Raw genomic sequence first — 22115 nt, 5'->3', positions numbered from 1 at the left:
GCACAGGCGCGATGATTATTATTTTTTCAGGCTGGTATTGCTGAGCACGCAACCGCGTGCTCAAAAAGCGGCCTGGCAGGTTTGTCTTATTAGTGGCTGAACGCGCGCTACCAGGCAGCGCGCATTTTCTCGCGTACCAGCGCAGAGCTGTGACGATTTTGCGCTTTTAACCGATCTTTCAGACCCGGATCCTGGCGGGCAGTGGTGACAGCTTCGGCCAGCGTCTGTTCAACGGTGGCAAGGTCGCTGGCGGAAGGCGCATCCGGATTGCTGATATCCAGCAGGCTTTCCAGCAGCCCCAGCGAATGGTAATTCGCAATGTCGTAGGCCATAGGCGGAATGGTTTCTGCCAGTTTTTCCAGCGACTCGACGCTGCGCAGCGTGATACGTGCCGCCGCCTCTTTGCCCATCGCATGGATCATCACGCCGGGATCGTTAAAGGCGATGAGCCGGTTTGCCTGATAGCCGTGCGCCAAAAACGCCCCCGACATCGCTTTACCCACAATCAGCCCAATCACCGGATGGCCTGCCAGGCGGGCGTTGGCATAAGCCGCTGCCGCTGCCGCCAGCGCCTGGTGGATGCCGAACGCTTCCTCGCGGCGGCCATAGGCCTGGCTTGGGACGTCGATAACCGCCACGATTGCGCGTTTCCGGGGCTGGTCTGCATCTTCCGCCACGGTTTCACTGACCACTTTTCCCAGCGTCCAGCCTTCCAGCAGGCCCACCTCGCCTCTGGCGGCTCGTGGGTAGTGGTTCTGCGCGTCGGGGATAACGGCCACAAAGCGCGCTGGCTGGCCGTTAATTTCACCGTCCGCTACCTGGACTGAAGGACAAAGTCCGCTCAGGCGGGGTGCATTGTGGGTAAGCAGGGCGAGCCACTGCTCACCACGGCTGATTTTCTGGCTCATTACTGATCCTCCCGGGCAAATAGCGCCCTGATTTGTTCGCTGTCGGCCTGTTTTAAAGTGTCGAACTGGCTCAGGCGTGACAAAAAGTCCTCATATTTGTCCGTGCGATGCTGCGCCGGAACGCCTCTGGCGATGGCTGCATTCATCGCCTGCTTCACCGCCTGCTGCCCATCGTCTACCAGCGCGTCAACCAGCCCGCTTTGATAACGAACTTCACCGCCGGTCATGCTCCAGATAAATGGCCGGTCGCGGGAGTCATACTCTTCAATGCCCGCTTCCTGCTCGATCACCTGTGGGCCATTCAACCCCAGCCGTGCTTCGCGAGTGACGATCAGGTAGCTGCAAAGCGCGGCTGCAATCGACATACCGCCAAAGCAGCCCACGGTGCCCGCCACAATGCCAATGACTGGGGTATAGCGACGAAGATCCACAATCGCAGCATGAATGTCGGCAATCGCAGCCAGACCAAGATTGGCTTCCTGAAGGCGAACGCCGCCGGTTTCCAGACAGAGCACAGCCTGAGTAGGGATGCCGTTACGGTTATCTTCTGCCGCCAGCTCCAGCGCGGCGGCCATTTTGGCCCCGGAGACTTCCCCCATGCTGCCGCCCTGAAACGCGCCTTCAATTGCCACAACCACGGCGGGTTGTCCGTTAATGGTGCCTTTCGCCACTACCATGCCGTCATCGGACTGCGGCACGATGCCCTGCGGGCCGAGCCACGGAGAGATAATCCCGGCAAAGGGGTCCAGCAGTTCGCGGTAGCTGCCCTCATCAAGCAAGAATTTCGCGCGCTGGCGGGCTTTCAGTTCAATAAAGCTGCTGTCGTTACGCATCAGCCACCTCCTCAAATACCTGCTCAATGCGGATACGGGCCACGCCCGGCGTGGCGCCAAAATCGTGAATGGTCATCTGCCCAGCCGGCAGCTCGCCAAATTCAGCCAGACGGTTGAAAAGCGCCTGCCAGCGCGCCTGGCTGTTATCGACGGAAGTGGTCAGCGTGACGGTCAGCTGCTGGCTGCCATCGGCAACAAACAGCACTTCCATATCCCCGGAGCCAACCACGCCCGCCAGCGCTTTACCGCTGAGCTGGCGCGAAGCCGGGAGGGAAATTGTGATCTGTTCCATAACGTCCTCTTAAAAAGTGAGATCGCCTAAACGGTCTGTAAATAGGGTGGCGGCCAGCAGGTCGGCTGCGCCACCAGGTGAGGCGTTGCGCGCCAGCATCTCGGCATCCAGCCAGCGGAGCGCCTGCTCTCCGGCAAGAGACTTTGTGCCACCGGCGGCCAGGACGGCTCTTGCGCCCTGCTGCATCGTGCGCAGACCCGCTTCACCCGCGCGGGAAAGTACGCAGGTATCGCTGAGCGAACTCATGATCGCCATCAGCGCATCCAGCTGGGCCTGCGTTTCGCTGGCGCCTTCCCGGCGGCTCTGCTGCAACTGCGGCAAGGCAAGCTGCATAACATGCGGAAAGCCCTGCTGCGCCTCTTCACGCGCGCCCGGCACCCGATAGCGCTGGGTAGCCCGTAAGCCTTTGCTGAACATTTTTGGCGCGGCGTCGTCGGGCAGCCTGGCAAGCTGCGCCGCCTTTTCTGCTACCCGTGCTGGCTCGCGCTCGCCTGCCAGCATCGCGCAGGCGCTGACCAGCAGCCCCATCGCCCAGATCGCGCCACGGTGCGTGTTTACGCCGCCGGTCGCCTGCATCATCGCCTGCTCGCCTTCACGTCCAAGCCTGCCCACCAGCTGCCGCAGCGCAACATCCGCCGGACGGTTCCAGCAGTGCAGCGCCAGCGCGTAAAAGGTATGGGTCAGGCTGTGGGCAGAACGCTCCATCAGCGCCAGCGACAGATCCAGATGCGCCCCGTTGCCCCGGCTGTCGACCAGCCCTGGTTTTGGGCTGAGGCGCGCCTCGTCAATCAGGCAGCGGGTAGCCAGAGCCGCCAGTTTTTCAGCTTTCAGCTCAATGCCAGCCTGCGAAAACTGCGGTTGTCTGCTCATTACCAGCTCCGGAATTTCGCTGGCGGGTTATAGAGGCCGCCAGACCATTCCACCAGATCAGCCACGCTGCCTGCTGCCAGCAGGGAGCGGCTGGCTTCGGTGCGGCGGATGCCCAGGTCTTCCGGGAAGGCGACTTTGCCTTCACGACGCAGCTGTGCCACGCGTTTAGCATCCACCCCCAGTCCGATATCGGTGATCCCGGCCACGGCAGCGACCATTGCCCGACGCTCTTCCAGCGTTTTCGCCCGGTAGAGATAGGCAATGCCCTCCTCCGTCAGCACATGGGTGACGTCATCGCCATAAATCATTACCGGTGCCAGCGGCATACCGGAGGCTTTCGCCACGTCCACGGCTTCGAGTTTCTCGACAAAGGTCGGTTTAGCCCCTGCCTGGAAGGTTTCCACCATCTGCACCACCAGCTTGCGACCCCGCGCCAGCGGATCCGGCTCGTTGATCATCGCCAGCCATGCAGGTGTTGCATGACGACGACCGTGCGGATCGTGGCCCATATTTGGCGCACCGCCGAAGCCAGATAAACGGCCACGGGTAACGGTTGAGGAGTTCGCCGATCCATCCACCTGCAAGGTGGAACCAATAAACATATCTACCGCGTACTGCCCTGCCATCTGGCAGAAGGCGCGGTTGGAACGCATGGAGCCGTCGGCACCGGTAAAGAAGATGTCAGGGCGGGCGGAGACATATTTCTCCATCCCCAGTTCACCACCGAAGCAGTGCACGCTCTCGACCCAGCCGCTTTCAATGGCAGGGATTAGCGTCGGGTGCGGGTTCAGCGTCCAGTGTTTACAGATTTTGCCTTTCAGCCCTAACTGTTCACCGTAGGTTGGCAGCAGCAGCTCAATGGCGGCGGTGTTAAAACCGATACCATGGTTCAGTGACTGCACCTGGTGCTCGGCGTAGATCCCTTTGATCGCCAGCATCGCCATCAGCACATGCTCTTGTTTGATCAGGCGGGGATCGCGGGTAAACAGCGGTTCAATAAAGAAGGGTTTATCCGCCACCACCACAAAGTCGATCCAGGATCCGGGAATGTCCACGCGGGGAAGATCGCACTCCTCGTCCACCAGCTCATTCACCTGCGCAATAACGATGCCGTCATGAAACGCGGCGGCTTCAACCAGCGCTGGCGTATCTTCGGTGCTTGCGCCGGTGTAGAGATTGCCTTTGCGGTCCGCTTTGAAACCAGCAATCAGCGCCACGTTAGGGGCCAGATCAACATAGAGACGAGAGTAGAGTTCGATGTAGGTATGGATCGCACCGATCTCCAGCAGGCCATCTTCCAGTAGCTGCGAGATACGCAGGCTTTGCGTACCGGAGAAGGAGAAGTCCAGCTTGCGGGCGATGCCCTTTTCAAAAATATCCAGGTGTTCGCTGCGGCCCACGCTTGGCATGATCATATGCAGATCGTGGATAACAGCCGGGCTGACTTCAGCCAGCGAGCGCGAAAGGAAATCGGCCTGCTTCTGATTGTTGCCTTCCATAACCACGCGGTCGCCAGGGGCGATCAGTTTTTCGAGCATAGCCACCAGATCGTCAGTCGGCAGCACTTTGCCGCTGAGGCCCAGGGAGTCGATGCGACGCCGTTTTTCGCTGCGGCGGCTGTCCCAGGCTCGGGTGGACGAGTGTCCAGATAACATAGTTGCCTCCAGTAAGGTCCCTGATTTGTCATAAGGGTCTGGTCAGGGAGTCTGAGCTTCAGGCGGGTTTGCATCAATAAAGCGGGGGGTGAGAACGTTAGCCTTAGAGTAATGAAATAAATAAGAAGTTAATTTTCAGATAGTTAAATTATTATCATGTAGAACAGGATCGCAAAATTCGCCTGGTATCTATGCTTTCCTGTATCCCATAAGCGGGTAAAAAAGTTGGCATCGTCATAAGGCGACTGCCCTAAAGCCCCTGTTAAGCGAGGCATCATGACGATAGCGTCCCTGCCGATGTACCCTTTCACCCCTCAGGACAGTGAAGCTTTCTGGCAGAAGGTGCGGGCTGCACTGCCCGCGGGGGCAATAGCTGACACGCTGAGCTGGCCCGATCCGCTGTTAACGCACTGGCAACGTAACGATCTGCTGCTCAGCCAGACCTGCGGCTATCCGCTGATGACACGGCTGCCAGAAGTCCAGGTCGTGGGCGCGTTTCATTACTCGGCGCCGGGCTGTGAAGGGCCGAATTATCGCAGCTGGATAGCGGTGCGGGAGCAGGAGAGCGGCCAGACGCTGGCGGATTTTCAGGGACGAAAACTGGTGTTCAACAGCGAAGATTCCTACTCCGGCTATCACAGCCTGATGAAAATCACCGGCGGTACAGCCTTTTTTTCCGCAACCGTTGCCTCCGGCGGCCACCGCCGTTCTCTGCAATTGCTACAAAGCTGCGAAGCGGATATTGCCGCTATCGACTGTGTCAGCTGGGCGCTGCTGAAGCGAGATTTCCCCGATGAGCTTAACGGGTTAAAGATTATTGGCCAGACGGCCAGCGTGCCGGGTTTGCCGCTGATTACCGCCGCCACGACCTCGCCTGAAAATTTACAGGATCTGCGTGACGCGCTGGCTCGGGTGGTGCGGGATCCGGCAAATCGTGCGCTGTCTGCCGCGCTGCTGATTGAGGATTTTACGCCACTCCCGCGTTCCGCCTGGGCGAAGATTTTCGCGCAGAAGTAAGAATTACCGCACGAATTGCGCCTTATCCTTGCCGTACACAATGTCGCCAGGGTAAAATATCACGCAATATAAATTGTTATTTTTTCTACTCATTTTATTCCCCTGCAAACGTTTATCTTTGGCATTAAGGGCAATCGGGCGTGGAAAATCGCGCTGATGTCATATTGATGAAGCTAAAAGGCACGCGGCAACCGAAATCATCAGTACGGCATCGATTATGACTTCCCTTAAACCTCTGTTGTTGTGCTGTTCTCTGCTGCTGGGCGGCTGTGCATCCTTGTCCAGTAACAGTATTGATACTTCCCCACAGGCAAGCCTGGTGGCAACCTGCCACATAGCGGTGAAACAGCAGATTGATGCGCTGGCTTTGCCGCTGATCAACAGTCACCGCACCCCCGGCGTGGTGGTTGCATTGCTGCATAATGGCCAGCGTCAGGTGTTCAGCTATGGCTTTACTGATACCGATCGCCTTATCCCGGTGAGTGGCGACACGCTGTTCGCCGTCGGCTCGGTGACCAAAGGGTTTACGGCGGAAAGCGCCGCTCTCCTGGTGGCGCAAGGTAAGCTGAAGTGGAGCAGTACGCTGCGTGAGACAATCGGTAAAGAGGTGCCGTTAAGTGCGGATGCCGGGCAGATTACTCTGCTACAGCTCGCGACCCATACCTCCGGCCTGCCGCGACAGATGACCACGCTGCATATGCTGAGCAGGCTCAGTGATTATCTGTTTACCGGGCATCCCTTCTATGACGAGCTGGATCGCGGCGAGTTTCTGGATTATCTGCGGGATTTCCGCCGTCCTGCCTACCGCGAAGTGGTTTATTCCAATCTCGGTTACTCCATCCTGGATTACGTGATTACCCGGCAAAGCGGAGAGACGCCGCAGACGATCGCCAGCCAGCAAATTATTGCCCCGCTGGGCATGACCCATACCGGCTATCAGCCTGAAATTTTGCCTGGCTACGCGACACGCGCACGGGGACATGCGGGAGATCAGCCTAAATTTGTTCGTCGGGGAGAGCAGGTGCCGGACTGGCATTTTACCGGTTATATGGTGGGTGCCGCTTCACTGTGGTCCAGCGCGAACGATCTGCTGAGCTATCTTGCGGCTCATATGAACGGCAGCGGCAACGCCAGCCTGGAGAGCGCCTTTAAAGATGCCACCACTGTGCGTTTCAGACAGCCGGACTATGACTCCTCCGCGCTGGCCTGGCTGAGCAATGATTTTAACGGGCAGAGCATCCTCTATCAGTCCGGCTTTATAGGCGGCTTTGCCAGCTATATCGGCATGGATATCAGGCATAAAACCGCTATTGTGGTGTTGCAGAACAGCTTTAACTGGGACAACAATATCGGCCACCGCATGCTCTTGCGGCTGGCCAGCAGTGACGACCGCCAGCAGGCCTGCAAGCCCTGAAGGGCAGAGCCAGAAACGCTGAGGGCCATAGCAGTAAAGCAAGCTTGCTGAGCGCCAGACGCTAACAGCGTGACCGTAACAGAGAGCCTGTCGCTGTTGCGGAGAATCAGTCGTCCAGCTGTAAAGGCGGAAGCTGGGCAAACACGCTGAGTAAGCCCGCGCTCCAGAGCTGGCGGATCTGGGAATAGTAAGGATGCTTGTCGGTGAGATGGTACTGCTGAGCGCTGCTGAAGCTGTCCGCCGGGTAGATCATCACATCTAACGGCAGCCCCACCGAAATATTACTCGCCAGCGTCGAGTCCATGGAAATCAGCGCGCACTGCATCGCCTGGTCCAGCGGCGTATCAAAACGCAGGACGCGATCGATGATTGGCTTGCCATATTTGCTCTCACCAATCTGGAAATAGGGGGTGTCGATACTGGATTCAATAAAGTTGCCCTGAGGATAGATCTGGAACAGGCGCGGCTCCTCCCCTTTGATCTGGCCACCCAGCATCAGCGTTCCGCCAAATTCTTCGCCATCGCGCTTAATCACTCCACGCAGCGTCTCCCCTACCAGCAGAGCAACGTCATACATGGTGTGGCAGCTCATCAGGTTGGTTCTTTTGGCATCTTCGCATCCCCGCCGCAGCAGGCTGAGGGCGCTCTGCGTGGTGGCGAGGTTGCCAGCGCTTTGCAGCACCAGCGTGCGCTCGCCATCCTGCTGAAAAACATGCAGTTTGCGGAAGGAGGAGATATGGTCAACGCCCGCATTGGTACGGGAGTCTGAAACAAAAATCATCCCTGACGATAAACGCATTGCCACACAGTAAGTCATAGTTTGCCCGATAAAATTATCACTGCTGCGAATTCACCAGGTGCACCGCAGCCACCGCTGACATCTCTTCACTGCCTCCACCCAGCCGCATACCCCGCACCGGGCAGGCATCCATATAATCCACGCCCACCGCCAGCTTGAGATGCTGACGCGTGCTGCGGGTATTATTGGTGATGTCGAAACTGTGCCAGCTGCCCTCCACCCAGGCTTCAACCCAGGCATGCGTGGCTACATGTTCAACCGTATCAGTATAAAGGTATCCGCTCACATAGCGAGCAGGGATATGCAGGCTGCGGCAGCAGGCCAGAAACACGTGGCTGTGATCCTGACAAACGCCGGTACCTGCGGCAAAGACCTTCGCGGCGTTGTCGGTAACCGTGGTGCTGCCGGGCTGGTAAGGCATTTTAACCAACAGTTCTCCCATTAACCTTTCCAGCGCTGCCAGCGGCGCTTCAGGCCGGAAATAGCGCAGAGCAAAATCGTGAATGGCGGCGTCGGGCTGGGTCAGCGGCGTGATACGCAGAAATACCAGCGGTGAGAGACAGCTGTCGGGATCTGGTGACCTCTCATCTTCCATAATTTCCACCACCCCGCGCGCCTCAATTTCTATTGACTGGTGCGGCGTATCAAGGGTCAGCACATGCAGCACGTTACCATAGGTGTCCGTAGTACAGATCGCCTGCTCCGGCAGAACCAGATCCCAGGAGAGGATCTGCTGGTGCACCGAGTTCTGTGGCGTCAGCCGCAGGTACTGCGTGCTTTGCTTTACCAGCGTCTGATAGCTGAAGCAGGTTTTATGCGCGATATCGAGTTTCATTTCGCCTCCAGATAGGTCTGTTGAATGCTTTCGGCAATGGTGCCCAGATCGTCCAGAAAATGACGCAGCCAGCTGTGCAACCCTTCGGCTATCAGCGATTCATAAGAGGTAAAGCGCAGCCCGGCATCCAGTACGGTCACCAGCCGCCGGGGACGATTCTCTCCGTTTCCGCCAATCAGGTTCAGCTGGTTGGCGATCTCGTCGATACAGGATCGCAGGGATCGCGGGCTTTCTTCACGCAGGATCAGCATTTCGTTCACGCTGTCGCTGACCAGCTCCTGTTTATAGATGGTGTGATAAGCCTCGCGGGCCGATACGGATCGCAGCAGCGTGTCCAGCCGGTAATATTCCCGCACCGAATCGTCATCCTGTTCGGTAAGGGCGTGCGTGACGTCGAGCAGTCGCGCGGTACAGTCCGCCCGCTCCAGCAGCGTGCCCAGCCGGATAAAGCTCATGGCATCGCCGCGCATCAGCGTGCCAAACATCGCGCCGCGAAACAGGTGCGAACGCTCTTTTACCCAGTCAAAAAAGGCATCGGCACCCGTGCTGCTGACGCCCTGCCGCCGCAGTTTGCGCATCTCTATCCAGCTTGAGTTTATGCTTTCCCAGACCTCGGAGGAGAGGCTGCCGCGCACCGCATGGGCGTTATTCCACGCTGCTTCCCAGCAGCAAAAAATACTGCCAGGGTTACGCTCATCAAGGACAAAAAAGTTAAACAGCTGCGGCATCGCCAGCCGGTCATTCAGCGTCCAGAACAGCTCGTCGGTGCTGGTGAGCGTGAGCGGAACGCGCAGTTCGTCGTCATGGGTGCTGCGCACCGGCATCAGCGACAGCCGGTTGGTCACGTCGAGCACCCGCGCAATATTTTCGGCACGCTCTAAATAGCGCGCCATCCAGTAGAGGCCACTGGCTGTGCGACTCAGCATGCGTCATCCTCCAGAACCCAGGTATCTTTAGTGCCACCGCCCTGCGATGAATTCACCACCAGCGATCCCTGCGTCAGCGCCACGCGGGTCAGCCCGCCCGGCACCAGGCGGATCTCCGCGCCGCTGAGCGCAAAAGGCCTCAGATCGATATGGCGCGGTGCCAGCCCCTGCTCCACAAAAGTGGGACAGGTGGAGAGCGCCAGGGTATGTTGCGCAATATAGTTTTGCGGCCTGGCAATCAGCAACGAACGAAAATCCTCAAGCTGCTTCTGGCTGGCGACCGGGCCAATCAGCATGCCGTACCCCCCGGCGCCGTGAACCTCCTTCACCACCAGTTTTGGCAGATTGGCCAGCACCCAGGAGAGTTCGTCAGGCCGGCGGCATTGCCAGGTTGGCACGTTATTGAGGATCGGTTCCTCCGCAAGGTAAAACTTCACCATATCGGGCACGTAAGGATAGATCGATTTGTCATCCGCCACGCCGGTACCAATGGCATTTGCCAGCACCACATTCCCGGCGCGATAAACGGAAAGCAGCCCCGGCACCCCCAGCATCGAATCGGCCCGGAAGGCAAGCGGATCAAGAAACGCATCGTCCACGCGGCGATAGATCACGTCTACTTTGCAGGGGCCTGCCGTGGTACGCATCATCACGGCCCCATCCTTCACGAACAGATCGGCACTCTCTACCAGCTCAACGCCCATCTGCTGCGCCAGAAAACTGTGCTCGAAATAAGCGCTGTTGAAGCGGCCCGGCGTCAGTACCACCACCACCGGATCGTTTACTGGCGAGCTTTCCCGCAGGGTTTGCAGCAGATGCGAGGGGTATCGTTCAACGGGCGCAATGCGCTGTTGCGCGAACAGCTCCGGATAGAGCCGCATCATCATTTTGCGGTTTTCCAGCATGTAGGAGACGCCGGAGGGCGTGCGCAGATTATCCTCCAGCACGTAGTATTCACCATCGCTGTTGCGAACCATATCCACGCCGCAGATATGCGCATAGATATCACGATGCAGGTTAATGCCCTGCATACAGGGCTGATACTGATCGTTTACCAGCACCTGCTCCGCGGGAACGATCCCCGCTTTAAGGATCTGCTGGTCATGGTAGATGTCGTGCAGAAAGGCGTTCAGCGCCTGAACGCGCTGGCGGATGCCGCTGTCCAGCATCGCCCATTCGCTGGCGGGAATGATCCTCGGCACGCTGTCAAATGGGATCAGCCGCTCGGCACCGCCATCCTGACCATAGACATTGAAAGTGATACCTACCCGGTGAAACAGCAGTTCCGCCTCTTCCCGCTTGCGGGCGATAGCTTCCCGATCGGCTTTTTGCAGCCAGTGCCAGTAGTCGCGATAGTGCGGGCGATGCTGACCGTTCCCCAGCAGCATTTCATCATAAAAGGGGGATGCTGCCTGATAGCCTTGATTCATGATTTCCCTTCCACTGTCGGTGAGCATCTCAAGGAGCTGCACAAACCGTGCCAGTTGGCCAGTGGAGAGCAAGTCTGCTGCGGCTTCAACATCTTGCTGAGCCGTATTGGTATCGTGAGGCGTAACGTGGTGGAAGGAACGGCGCGAGGAAGCTGAAACGCACCATAACAGTGCGTTTCAGTGAGGCGATTAGTGGCTTTCCAGCGGGTGCCAGATTTCGGTGACGGCGCCTTCGCCGCCGGTAATAGGATCGTGCTGAGGCATAGGCACGCGGCTGATTTCTGCCACAGATTGGTTAAGTTGTTCCTGCTCTTCACGCCGGGTTTCTGGCTGCATCCCGCGAGGGTAAGCGCCTACGGCAAAGAAGTCCTCGCTGGCGGCAAGCTGTTGATGGCCCACGCCTGCCGGGATCAGCACCGCATCGCCCGCGTAGACGGTCACTGCCCTGCCCGTTTCGCCGCCAAACAGGATCTGCGCCCAACCCGCGGCAATGCCCAGCAGTTCATGGGTATTGGGATGATAGTGGGTATAGGGGAAAACCGGATAGCGCCAGCGTGGCAGCCACTGATGGCTGGCGAAAAGGTCTTCAAAAAAGCGAGCCATATCTTCCACTTCCTCAGAGGCGACCTGAGGATAGATGATCAGCGGCAGGGGATTATTGGGTACGCCGCTGGCAGGCTGAAACGTCATATATTGTGGATTGGTAGAGGTTCCGGCCGCGAAGGTTCCGGCGGCAAACGACATCATAGTAAGCATACAACCAGATTGCGACAACATACGCCGTCTCCTGCAGGGTGAAAGTGTTAATCAATTGTGGCAAATAATAGAGAATTTGCAACGTCACCCGCAGAGGGGCGATCACATAACTCACTAATTTAACGGGACTTAACTCAAATTACGCTAAATGGCTCCCGCCTGCTGCTCCCGATCGGTTTCAGAAACGTTTTGGTTTCTGCTGGCTTATAAAAGCAAGCGGCAAACTGTTATAGCCAGATGGAGAATAACTGTGACTGCTCAAGGTTTGCGTTTTGTGGTCTACTGGTGAGAGTCACGAATGAGGTGAAAAAGATGGAAGATGTAAAACAGATATTACTGCGCGAGATCGACACGTTAAACCGCGAAGAGAAGCGTGATAACAAGCCGCGCTTTAGCTTTACTTTTCTTAAAAACCATCCCGGATTGTGGGCATCCATGTATGTCTGCTATGCGCTTACCGTGGCGCTGATCTTTACCACGGAATTCCTGGGCTGGCCTGCCTTCTGGGGCGCGACGATTTTTGTCCTGCTGATGAGCGTCCTGATGCTGCTGGACGTCAATCCGCGCTACCGGTTTGAGGATATCGATACCCTGGATCTGCGCGTCTGTTACAACGGCGAATGGTATTATGACCGTACGCTTTCCGAGCAGGCGGTGCAGGAGATCCTCACCAGCAGCAAAGTGACCGACTCCGTTAAACAGGGCATTAAAAAGCTGCTTTCACTGAAGGGTAAAGTCGATTTTTATGACGTCTACCACCTCACATGGGGTCAGAGACGCGCCTCTACCGTCTGATTTTGCCAGGGCCAGCCTGCTGGCCCTGATCTCCCTGTTTCCTGAAAGCCTTCATGAAGTGAGAGCCACGTCGTGGCGAAGGGTCGCCCTTACAGCATCTCCGCTATCAAGCCGCCTAAAACAGCCACTGCCGCTTCCTGCACCTCTCCCCACTCCCAGGAGGCATTAAAGCGGAAGTAGTTGGCGTACTGTTCGCCAGACGAGAACATCTTACCGGGCGCAATACTGATATTAAGATCCAGCGCGCGGTAATAGAGTTCAGTGGTGTTGACCTGCCGTGGCAGCTCAATCCACAGGAAATAGCCGCCCTGGGAATCATTGATTCTGGCTTCACCCGGCAGGTGGCGCTTCAGCGACTGCCGCGCCTGATTTTTCCGCTGCTCCAGCACCAGCCGCAGCCTGCGCAGATGGCTGTCGTAGCTGCGGGTCATCAGATAATTTGCCAGCGCCAGCTGCATCGGCGCGCTGGTAGAGAGCGTGCTCATCAGTTGCAGGCGTTGGATGCGCTGAGCATGCTGCCCGGCCGCCACCCAGCCAACGCGAAAACCCGCTACCAGATTTTTCGAAAATGAAGAGCAGTGCAGCACGCTTTGCTGCTGCTCGAACGCCTTCGCCGGCAGCGGCTTTTCACTGCCAAACCACAGCTCGCTGTAGACGTCATCTTCAATCAGGGTTACCTGATGCTGCGACAGGATCGAAACCAGCCGCTGTTTCTTCTCTTTGCTGAGCGTATGCCCGACAGGATTCTGCTGGTTGGTCATCATCCAGCACGCTTTAACGGGCCAGCGTTCAAGCGCCCGCTCCAGCTCATCCAGATCCATGCCGTGCTGCGGGTCAGTGGCAATAGCCACAGCCTTCAGCTTCAGCCGTTCTATGACCTGTAGTGCGCCATAAAAGCAGGGATTCTCAATAGCTACCCAGTCGCCAGGCTCCGTGACCGCCTGCATGCTCAGATTCAGGGCTTCCATTGCGCCGTTAGTGATAACAATCTCCTCCGGCGAAACCTGAATCCCCTGTAGGGCATAGCGCTGCGCCAGCGTTTTGCGCAAGGCTTCGTTACCGGGCGGCAGGTTATTCAGCGCATCGGCTGGTTTAAGCGTATGGGAAACCGCAGAGAGCGATCGCATAAGCTGGCGCTGGGGAAAGAGTTCGGGGTCGGGAAAGGCGGAGCCAAACGGCAGGATGTGGGGATCACGGCAGGCTTGCAGCACATTAAAGATAAATTCGTTGATATCCACCGATTCCGCCAGCTGCACCTTCTGGTGGCTGGCGGGCTGGCTGAGGAACTCTGCTCGCGGAGCAACGTAGTAGCCCGACTGCGGACGGGACTGGATCCAGCCCTGGCTCTCCAGCACCTGATAGGCGTGCATCACCGTCATCAGGCTCATGCCGCTCAGGGCCACCTGCTCACGCAGGGAGGGCAGTTTTTCCCCAGGCAGCCAGATTTCCTGAGAAATCTGCTGCTGGAGCCGATCGATAAGCTGCTGGTATTTAGCCAAAACTGTTACACATCCAGGTCGGGTATCCAGCGACTATTATAGGTGTGATGCGGCAGATTAAACAGCGCCCGGCACCGACGCTGCCTGCTCTTTTTTAAGCGAAGGCAGTACTTCCCTCTCCGTGCCACCGACGTAGTGCTTCAGGCCAGGAACCTGATCGGGCGGGATCGGCTTCCCCAGCAGATAACCCTGTAGCGAATTGCAGCCCAGACTGGTCAGAAAAGCCTGCTGCTCCAGCGTTTCCACCCCTTCGGCAACCACTTTCAGATTCAGCGTCTGCGCCAGGGCAACAATGGCGGTGACAATGGTGGCATCTTCACTGTGCGCTTGCAGTTCGTTCACAAAAGCCCGGTCAATCTTCAGCTCGCTTGCCGGCAGACGTTTCAGGTACAACAGGCTTGAGTAGCCGGTGCCGAAATCATCAATAGAAGCCTTCACGCCCAGGTCGGTAAGCTGGGTAAGAATACGAATGCTCTCATCCGGGTCGCGCATGGCGGTGGTCTCGGTCACCTCCAGCGTCAGCAATTCCGCAGGAATATGGTGGGTCTCCAGCGCCTTCACCACCGTCTCTACCAGCCCTTGTTGCTCAAACTGTAGCGCGGAGAGGTTAACCGCTACCGACCAGTGCGGGTTGCCCTGTAGATGCCAGACACGCAGCTGGCGGCAAGCTTCATTGATCACCCAGTTCCCAATGCTGACAATCAGACCGGTTTTCTCAGCAATCGGCAGAAACAAGTCCGGGGTCAGCAGGCCGCGCTGCGGATGCTCCCAGCGAATGAGCGCTTCAAAGCCGACAATTGGCCCCTGCGGTGCACAGAATTTTGGCTGATAGAACAGACGCAGTTCGTTATGCTCCTGCGCAGCCCAGAGATCGTTAATCAGCTGAAGCTGGTTCTGCGCAAGGGTGTTCATTGAGGGCTGGAAAAAGCTGTAGCCATTACGGCCATTATTTTTGGTGTGGTACATCGCCGCATCGGCATTGAACATCAGCTCGCGTTCATCTTCGCCATCACCAGGGAAGACGGCAATGCCTATACTCAGCGACACCACCAGCTCATAGCGGGAGATAACAAACGGCCTGTCGATAGCTTTCACCAGCATGTCAGCCGCGCTGGCTGCATCGTTGGGGTCGTTGATCTCCACCAGCAGCACAAACTCATCACCGCCAAGCCTGGCCAGCGTATGATGCCCTGTCAGCAGATTTTTCATCCTGTCGGTAACGCCGACCAGCAGATTGTCGCCAATATGGTGACCAAAAGCGTCATTTACCGCCTTAAAGCCGTCAAGATCCATAAACATCAACGCAAACGAGGTGCCTTCCCGCAAGGCTTTACTCATCGCCTGGTCAAGCCGGTCTTCCAGCAGGATCCGGTTTGGCAGACGGGTAAGATTATCGTGAAGCGCCAGCTGCGCCAGCTCACGGTTAGCATCAGCCAGCGAGGAAGCCAGCACCGATGTCCGCGCCTGTAGCCGCGCATCCAGCGTGGAGACAACCAGCGTGATACCCAGAATCGACAGCGTGACCACCACCACCACTACCGCCAGCCAGTTACTGTTAACCCCCATTTCCGTTGCCTGGCTCCCCATGGGGAATGACGCCGCAGCCATACCGGTGTAGTGCATCCCTGCAATCGCCGCGCCCATCACCATCGCCGCGCCAGCGCGCAACAGGGCCAGCCTGCTGCCACCCTGACGAAGCTTAAACGCCAGCCATAATGCTGCGGTGGAGGCGACCAGGGCAATCACCACCGAAAGGATGATCCAGTTCCAGTTCCAGACGATACCCGGCTCAAACATCAGTGCAGCCATGCCGGTATAGTGCATGGCGACAACGCCCCCCCCCAGAACCAGTGCCCCAATCATCAGCCGGTGAAGCGGTAACTCGCCATAACAGACAATCCACAGCGCAAAGATAGAGGCCGCCACGGCAATCACCATTGAGACAAGGGTTAAGGTGGGATCGTAACTCATCACCATTGCCATATTCATTGCCAGCATGCCGATAAAATGCATCGACCAGATGCCAACACCCATAGCGAATCCGCCGCCGATAAGCCAGATTTGAGCAACTTTGCCCGTAGAGGTGGCTACCCTGCCCGCCATATCCAGCGCGGTGTAGGAAGCCAGGAAGGCAACAAAAATGGATACGATGACCAGCAGCTGGTCGTAGGAGCTCATAAGCATAGGAAAATCTCGGGTGCTGATGCCATCTCTGGCGCCGTGTAGTTAAACAAAACTGCTGAAAAAATCCGCCTTCAACGATCACGGTATCGGCTAAAGAACAGCCAACTTTACGCTCTCAAAAATAAAGCCAACAGGCCGTGATAATAAACCCGGTTAACAAAATGATATCCCTGCCATTTATATCGTTTACCACTTACTGACATCTGCGCACGAACATAGCATCGCCTCTTTTTTTTAAGAAGTCTTAAATAAGATTACTCTCAATTTAATCCTTATGACCGATGAATGCAGGCTTGCCGACCATTTTGCTTTTTTTTCAGTAATTCATAAGCTTTATTTTTGCGTTTCGCTTCTCTGTAAGGTCCATGCTGATCTATAGTAAAGAAAAATAAGACTAAACTGTTAATTGAAATGTCTGAAGCCCCGGCAAAGCCATTTAGTGTGATAGAGATCGATTATTTTAGCTGTTTAATTTAGCCCCACTTATATTAATTTCACATCAGGCGAAAAAGCACGTTCATCTGTCTAATCAGTAAGGATTGGTTATGAAAATGAAGCTTTTTCTGCTGGGCTGTGGCCTGAGCCTCGGCGTCGTCTCTTCTGGCTTTGCCGCCACCACCACGGGAACTATTAACGCCCGTCTGGTGCTTACTACCGGCTGCCTGGTGAATGGCCAGTCTGCCACCACCGGCGTCAACTTCGGTACCTTAGACTTTGGTAGTAGCGCCGCGACCTTCGATACGCTGAATGCCACTCTTGTCGGTTCGCTGGGAAACGGTATTTTTGTCCGCTGTACTACCGGGCAGACTTATAATGTTCAGCTTACCAGCAGCAATGCCGCACCGGCCACGGTGTTTGGCGCCGTCACCGCACAGCCTCGTTATCTGGTATTAGGCAGCGACGCCACGCAAGGTATTGCCTATACCCTGTACGGCACAACCTCCTACACCACGCCTATTGCCAACAACACCAACCTGGCCAACACCGGCACGACAGATCCGGTGAATGGCGATAACTATCCCATCTATGGCCGTATCACTGGCGGGGGCTTCAATGCCGCTATTCCGGCTGGTACCTACACGGACACCATTAACGTCGCCGTCAATTACTGACTGAAAAGGCAGAGAATATAACGTGACGGAATGGGGAATGCGACCAGGGAGGGTGAGGGGCGCGCTGGGCCTGATGATGCTCTGCATCTCTTATCCGGGCTGGTCGCTGCCCACGCAAACCTTTCAGGTAAGCGCTACCGTTGTGAATGGTTGTCTGGTTTCCGGAACAAATACCGGGGTGTTTGGCTCGCTGGATTTCGGCACCCAACCCGGTGTAGGCAGCCGCTCGGTCAGCGCCAGTTATGTTCAAAGCTCCACCATTAATCTGGCCTGTACTCCCGGCACAACCCTGAACATGAGCATCAACGGCGGCGGCAACTACGGCACCAGCCGCAATCTGAAAGTAGCGAATAACAGCGATCTGGTCGCCTATACGCTCTATACCAGCGCCACGCACAGCGCGGCGAGTGCCATTCCGGTCAACCAGAATCTGGCGCTGACCTACAGCAATGCGAATAACATTACCCTGCCCATTTACGGTCTTTTGCAGCTAAGCGGAGTTAACCGGGCCGGGACTTACAGCGACACGCTAACCGTGACGCTGAGTTGGTAAAACAGGGATTTGAAAAGGACTGAATCATGAAGATGCGACTTCTTAGTGGCCTGCTTTTGGGGCTGCTCGCCTGGGTAATTCTCACTCCGGCCAGGGCGGGGAACTCCGTGCTTATCTGGCCCATTGACCCGAAAATCCACAGCGGCGATAAAGCCACTGAGCTGTGGCTGGAAAATCGCGGTGAAGCCACCACGCTGATGCAGGTAAGGATATTCACCTGGCAACAGGTGAATGGTCAGGAGCAGTATCAGACTCAGCAAACCGTGGTGGCCAGCCCGCCGCTGGTCAGGATTGAGCCGGGCCAGAAGCAGCTGGTTCGTCTGATAAATCAATCGCCGCCGCCGCCGGGCCGGGAAGTGGCCTACCGGGTGTTGCTGGATGAGATCCCGACGCCGCAGACGCCGGGCAAAGACCAGGCTGGTCTCAACTTCCAGATGCGTTATTCGGTTCCGCTTTTTACTTATGGCCAGGGGCTGAGTGCGGATTCAGCCAGCCCTAAACTCAGCTGGGAAGTGGTTAATCAGGGCGGCCGTTCGGCCATTAAAATCACCAACAGCGGCTCAGGACATGCAAGGCTGAGCAAGGTTTCATTAGGAGGAAGGCAGCTCTCTAACAGCCTGTTTGGCTACGTACTGTCGAACTCCAGCAATACTTTCCCTGTTAATTTCCCGGTATCCAACCGCTCTGAACTGAGCGCACAGCTGGAAAATAATAAAAGCTGGCATAGCACCGGTTCTTCACACTAAGCCATGAGCAGGCGAAGCTTTGCGTCTGTTGGACGCTGCTCCCTGGCTGTTACCGGCGTTTTAAGCTGCCTGCTCCCTGTGACAGGCAGCGCGGAAACCTATTCCTCTTTACCGCCGCCACCGCAACAGAATACGCCGGGACAACAGCAGCAGCAGTATATGCTGGGGTTAGTGGTGAACGACCAGGATAGCGGGCAGGTGGTGCCGGTTGAGTTTCGGGACAACCACTATCTGCTGCGGGCGGGCGATCTGCAACGCGCCGGGATCCCCACTGCCAGAATCACCTCATCAATGATGGATGTCTCCACGATGGCGGAGGTAAAGGCCGTGTATGATCAGAGCCGGCAACGTATTTTGCTGACCGTACCGCCAGCCTGGCTGCCAAAACAGACGCTGACCAGCAAAGAGAGTAATGGCCCACGCTATCCCGGCAGAACCACGCCTGGCGCGCTGCTCAATTACGATCTCTATACCAGCCATACCTCCGCCAGCGGCACGCGGCTTTCCGCCTGGAACGAATTCCGCCTGTTTGGCAACCAGGGGCAGTTTGCCACTAATGGGGTTTATCAGGAGCAGCTTTCCGGTACGCCCGGCGCTCAGGATGAGGGGTATCTGCGTTATGACACCTGGTGGAGCAATCAGAACGAGAACCACTCCCTGAGCTGGCGGGTGGGAGACCTGACCACCGACTCGCTCTCCTGGAGTAACAGCGTCAGGCTGGGCGGAGTCCGGATTGGGCGGGACTTTTCAATACGCCCCGATCTGATCACCTATCCCCTGCCCTCATTTTCCGGGCAGGCGGCGGTGCCCTCCACCGTAGACCTGTTCGTCAATGGCTACAAAAACAGCACCAACAGCGTTCAGCCTGGCCCCTGGTCGCTGACCAATATGCCTTTTGTTAACGGTGCGGGCAATGCGGTGGTGGTCACGACGGATGCCGTAGGCCGTCGGGTTTCCACCACGTTGCCGTTTTACGTATCCAGCGAACTCCTCAAGCCAGGCCTCTCTGACTTCTCTTTTTCGGCGGGCGCCCTGCGTGAAAATTATGGCTTAAAGAATTTTGACTATGGCGCGGGGGCGGTCAGCGGCTCTTATCGTTATGGCCTGAATGACTGGCTGACGCTGGAGAGTCATGCCGAAGGGGCAGAGTCGCTGGCGCTGGGGGGAGCCGGAGGCCAGTTACGCATCGGCTCGCTGGGGGTCATTAATGCAGCTTTAACGCAAAGCCAGATGCAGGGCGAGCATGGCAACCAGTACAGCTGGGGCTATCAGTATAACAACAGTCGCTTCAGCGTCGGCACGCAGCATATCGTGCGCTCCGCAGGGTTCGGTAATCTGGCGCTGTATGGCGACAGGAACAGCGGCGTGGCCGGAACGGAATATACGCTAAGCCGTCGCAGCGCCCAGTACAGCGCCAGCCTCTCACTGAATCAGTACGGCAGCCTCGGCGCGGCCTTTATCGATATTACCAGCGGCACCGGCGACCGCACGCAGCTGTGGAATCTCTCCTGGAGCAAAAACCTGTGGGGCAACAGCAGCCTCTATCTCTCCGCCAGCCGTGACCAGCAGCAGGGCGAATGGTCAGGAGCTATTTCGTTACTGATCCCCTTCAGCGATCTGGGCACCGCCAGCGTCAGCCTGGAGCGGGATCAGCAGGGCGGCACGTCCCAACGCATCACGGCTTCCCGCGCGATGCCTTCTCAGGGCGGGCTGGCCTGGGATGCCTCCTGGGCGAATCAGAGCAGTGGCAGCGATTATCGTCAGGGCAGCCTGAGCTGGCGGAATAATAATATCGAAACCTCGGCGGGCTTTTATGGCGACGATGAATACAGTACCGAATGGGCCGATATTACCGGCTCGGTGGTGCTGATGGATGGCAGCCTGTTTGCGGCTAATCAGGTCACCGACGCCTTCGTGCTGGTGAAAACGGATTACCCCAATATAAAAGTTCGCTATGAAAACCAGCTGATGGGCCATACGGATGATAAGGGCTATCTGCTGGTGCCCGGCATCAGCTCCTGGTATCCGGCCAAATATGATATCGATACGCTGGATCTGCCTGCCGATATGACCACCTCCCACGTTGAGCAGCGCTTTGCGGTTAAGCGCGACAGTGGCTATCTGCTGCACTTCCCGGTGGAGCCTCTGCGTGCCGCCAGCGTGATCCTGCACGATCAGAACGGTCAGCCGCTGCCGGTCTCCACGCAGATAATCCGTGAGGGTCAGGCGACCGAATATGTCGGCTGGGATGGTCTGGCCTGGATGGAAAATCTCTCCAGCCAGAATCCGTTCAGGGCTGAAACGCCGGATGGCCGCCACTGTGAGGCGGCGCTGACCGTGCCCGGTGGACGCCCGAAATCGCTGGAAACTTACGGTCCCCTGACCTGTTCTCTCTCTCCCGATCCCTCTTCAGGAACGCCACCATGAAAAAATTGCTCTCCGGCCTGCTGTTGCTGCTATTAATGGCCTTTACCTTGCCGGGTCGGGCGGCCTGTACGCTCCCCTCCGCGACGGCAAATTTTGGCACCGCAAGCTCCTTTGCCATTAACACCAGCGCCAGCGCCACTACCGCCAACGTGCTGGTGAACTGCGGCGCGGGCAGCGTGCTTTCCCTGCTCTCGACAGATTATGTCAGGCTCCAGCTGGCAAGCGCCACGTTCTTCAGCGGAACGCGGGGCACGCTGAAGATTATCAGTACCGGCACGGACGCGATCCCGGTACAGGTTTGTACTAATACTGCATGCAGCAACGAGCTGTCGGTTGGCGGCACGGCCACAACCTACAGCAAGGCGCAATTACTTAATCTTTTAGGGCTGGGCGGAGGGCAAAACTTCTCTATTCCCCTCTATCTCAGAACGGTTCCCGGTCAGGTTGTGGCCGCCGGAACTTATACCGTCACGCTGAATATTCTGGTGAACTACAACATCTGTACGGGCATCGGCGCGTTAGGATTATGTTTGTTGGGGAGTCAACAGTCAGGGTCTGGCACGGTTCCCATCACCACCACGCTTATCGTTACTAACGACTGCACCACTATCACCGCCCCCAATATCAGCTTTGGCAGCGCACCGCTGGTCAGCAGCTTTAATACCGTTTCGCAATCCATTAATGTTATCTGCACCAAAGGCAGCACCTACACCGTAGGGATAAGCAACGGCAGCCACGCGGTAGGCGCGCAGCGCTATATGGCCAGCGGCAGCAACCTGCTGGCCTATGAGATCTATAAAAGCGCCACCACCTCCCGCTGGGGTCCCACCGGCACAGAGAGAGCCTCCAGTAGCGGCGCTAACAGCATCAGTACGGATGGCCTGACGCGCACGTTTAACTACACGGCGCAAATACTCACCACGCAGAGCACGCCCGTGGCAGGCAGCTACAGCGACAGCGTGGTTGTGGATCTCTCGTTTTAACCAGCCCGGCAGAAAGGGGCCTGACCTCTTTCTGCTCAGCACAGCCCTGCGGAACCCCGTTTATTGCTGGTGGCTGAGTGC

At 57.1% G+C, this 22115-nt stretch carries 20 protein-coding genes; 8 read left to right on the top strand and 12 right to left on the bottom strand.

Annotation, left to right across the window (positions count from 1 at the left end):
• Window positions 1-107: 107 nt before the first annotated feature.
• From mdcE to mdcA, 5 genes are read right to left on the bottom strand one after another with little or no spacing between them, the layout of a single operon-like run.
• A complete protein-coding gene (mdcE, locus tag AAH450_RS17465) occupies window positions 108-908 on the bottom strand; it encodes a biotin-independent malonate decarboxylase subunit gamma (RefSeq protein WP_342911349.1) in 801 nt (266 codons plus the stop codon).
• Window positions 908-1741, bottom strand: coding sequence for a biotin-independent malonate decarboxylase subunit beta (locus AAH450_RS17460; RefSeq protein WP_342911348.1), 834 nt, complete (start codon window positions 1739-1741; stop codon window positions 908-910). Before AAH450_RS17460 ends, mdcE begins: the two co-directional genes overlap by 1 nt.
• Complete coding sequence (mdcC, locus tag AAH450_RS17455) at window positions 1734-2033, bottom strand: malonate decarboxylase acyl carrier protein (RefSeq protein WP_318789501.1); 300 nt, start codon at window positions 2031-2033, stop codon at window positions 1734-1736. Before mdcC ends, AAH450_RS17460 begins: the two co-directional genes overlap by 8 nt.
• A 9-nt stretch (window positions 2034-2042) precedes the next feature.
• The gene (locus AAH450_RS17450) at window positions 2043-2903 is read right to left on the bottom strand and encodes a triphosphoribosyl-dephospho-CoA synthase (RefSeq protein ID WP_342911347.1); all 861 of its coding nucleotides are present in this window, start codon (window positions 2901-2903) and stop codon (window positions 2043-2045) included.
• Complete coding sequence (mdcA, locus tag AAH450_RS17445; RefSeq protein WP_318789499.1) at window positions 2903-4558, bottom strand: malonate decarboxylase subunit alpha; 1656 nt, start codon at window positions 4556-4558, stop codon at window positions 2903-2905. Before mdcA ends, AAH450_RS17450 begins: the two co-directional genes overlap by 1 nt.
• A 276-nt stretch (window positions 4559-4834) precedes the next feature.
• On the opposite strand from mdcA, the gene AAH450_RS17440 reads away from it, so the two are divergent.
• Together AAH450_RS17440 and AAH450_RS17435 are read left to right on the top strand one after the other, a co-directional pair.
• Entirely contained in the window at window positions 4835-5575 is a 741-nt protein-coding gene (locus AAH450_RS17440; protein WP_342911346.1) for a phosphate/phosphite/phosphonate ABC transporter substrate-binding protein, read from the top strand.
• A 217-nt stretch (window positions 5576-5792) separates the two neighbouring features.
• Window positions 5793-6989, top strand: a complete 1197-nt coding sequence (locus tag AAH450_RS17435) for a serine hydrolase domain-containing protein (RefSeq protein ID WP_342911345.1) — start codon at window positions 5793-5795, stop codon at window positions 6987-6989.
• A gap of 106 nt (window positions 6990-7095) precedes the next feature.
• Here the strand turns inward: AAH450_RS17435 and AAH450_RS17430 are convergent, their stop codons facing one another.
• The 5 genes from AAH450_RS17430 to AAH450_RS17410 all read right to left on the bottom strand — a co-directional run bounded on the left by AAH450_RS17430 (window position 7096) and on the right by AAH450_RS17410 (window position 11756).
• The gene (locus AAH450_RS17430) at window positions 7096-7806 is read right to left on the bottom strand and encodes a proteasome-type protease (RefSeq protein WP_342911344.1); all 711 of its coding nucleotides are present in this window, start codon (window positions 7804-7806) and stop codon (window positions 7096-7098) included.
• 19 nt (window positions 7807-7825) lie between these two features.
• Window positions 7826-8623 carry a transglutaminase family protein gene (locus tag AAH450_RS17425; RefSeq protein WP_342911343.1) on the bottom strand — a complete coding sequence of 266 codons (798 nt, stop codon included), beginning with the start codon at window positions 8621-8623 and terminating at the stop codon, window positions 7826-7828.
• The gene (locus tag AAH450_RS17420) at window positions 8620-9549 is read right to left on the bottom strand and encodes an alpha-E domain-containing protein (RefSeq protein WP_342911342.1); all 930 of its coding nucleotides are present in this window, start codon (window positions 9547-9549) and stop codon (window positions 8620-8622) included. Before AAH450_RS17420 ends, AAH450_RS17425 begins: the two co-directional genes overlap by 4 nt.
• Window positions 9543-10979 carry a circularly permuted type 2 ATP-grasp protein gene (locus AAH450_RS17415; protein WP_342911341.1) on the bottom strand — a complete coding sequence of 479 codons (1437 nt, stop codon included), beginning with the start codon at window positions 10977-10979 and terminating at the stop codon, window positions 9543-9545. Before AAH450_RS17415 ends, AAH450_RS17420 begins: the two co-directional genes overlap by 7 nt.
• A gap of 189 nt (window positions 10980-11168) precedes the next feature.
• Window positions 11169-11756 (bottom strand): hypothetical protein, encoded by a 588-nt coding sequence (locus AAH450_RS17410; protein WP_342911340.1) that lies wholly within the window; start codon window positions 11754-11756, stop codon window positions 11169-11171.
• 291 nt (window positions 11757-12047) lie between these two features.
• Between AAH450_RS17410 and AAH450_RS17405 the strand changes: the two genes are divergently transcribed.
• Window positions 12048-12530 carry a YlaC family protein gene (locus AAH450_RS17405; protein ID WP_318789484.1) on the top strand — a complete coding sequence of 161 codons (483 nt, stop codon included), beginning with the start codon at window positions 12048-12050 and terminating at the stop codon, window positions 12528-12530.
• An 89-nt stretch (window positions 12531-12619) separates the two neighbouring features.
• On the opposite strand, the gene AAH450_RS17400 is transcribed toward AAH450_RS17405, so the two are convergent.
• Both AAH450_RS17400 and AAH450_RS17395 read right to left on the bottom strand, forming a co-directional pair.
• On the bottom strand, window positions 12620-14029 hold the full coding sequence (locus tag AAH450_RS17400) for an aminotransferase-like domain-containing protein (RefSeq protein WP_342911339.1): 1410 nt from the start codon (window positions 14027-14029) through the stop codon (window positions 12620-12622).
• Between the two features lie 57 nt (window positions 14030-14086).
• Window positions 14087-16213, bottom strand: a complete 2127-nt coding sequence (locus AAH450_RS17395) for a putative bifunctional diguanylate cyclase/phosphodiesterase (RefSeq protein ID WP_342911338.1) — start codon at window positions 16211-16213, stop codon at window positions 14087-14089.
• Window positions 16214-16758: 545 nt separating this feature from the next.
• On the opposite strand from AAH450_RS17395, the gene AAH450_RS17390 reads away from it, so the two are divergent.
• The 5 genes from AAH450_RS17390 to AAH450_RS17370 are packed head-to-tail and all read left to right on the top strand — an operon-like array spanning window position 16759 to window position 22034.
• A complete protein-coding gene (locus tag AAH450_RS17390) occupies window positions 16759-17325 on the top strand; it encodes a spore coat protein U domain-containing protein (RefSeq protein WP_342911337.1) in 567 nt (188 codons plus the stop codon).
• Window positions 17326-17362: 37 nt separating this feature from the next.
• On the top strand, window positions 17363-17878 hold the full coding sequence (locus AAH450_RS17385; RefSeq protein ID WP_463322744.1) for a Csu type fimbrial protein: 516 nt from the start codon (window positions 17363-17365) through the stop codon (window positions 17876-17878).
• A 32-nt stretch (window positions 17879-17910) separates the two neighbouring features.
• The gene (locus AAH450_RS17380; protein WP_342911547.1) at window positions 17911-18624 is read left to right on the top strand and encodes a fimbrial biogenesis chaperone; all 714 of its coding nucleotides are present in this window, start codon (window positions 17911-17913) and stop codon (window positions 18622-18624) included.
• 3 nt (window positions 18625-18627) lie between these two features.
• Window positions 18628-21051: a fimbria/pilus outer membrane usher protein gene (locus AAH450_RS17375; RefSeq protein WP_342911336.1), complete on the top strand. Its 2424-nt coding sequence runs from the start codon at window positions 18628-18630 to the stop codon at window positions 21049-21051.
• Entirely contained in the window at window positions 21048-22034 is a 987-nt protein-coding gene (locus tag AAH450_RS17370; RefSeq protein WP_342911335.1) for a Csu type fimbrial protein, read from the top strand. Before AAH450_RS17375 ends, AAH450_RS17370 begins: the two co-directional genes overlap by 4 nt.
• The last annotated feature ends 81 nt before the right edge of the window (window positions 22035-22115 follow it).

The organism is Erwinia magellanica, from assembly GCF_039023495.1.
In the GTDB taxonomy this organism is placed as follows: Bacteria; Pseudomonadota; Gammaproteobacteria; order Enterobacterales; family Enterobacteriaceae; genus Erwinia.
The sequence above is the reverse complement of the archived record's forward strand: the minus strand, read 5'-3'. Positions and strand labels throughout refer to the sequence as shown.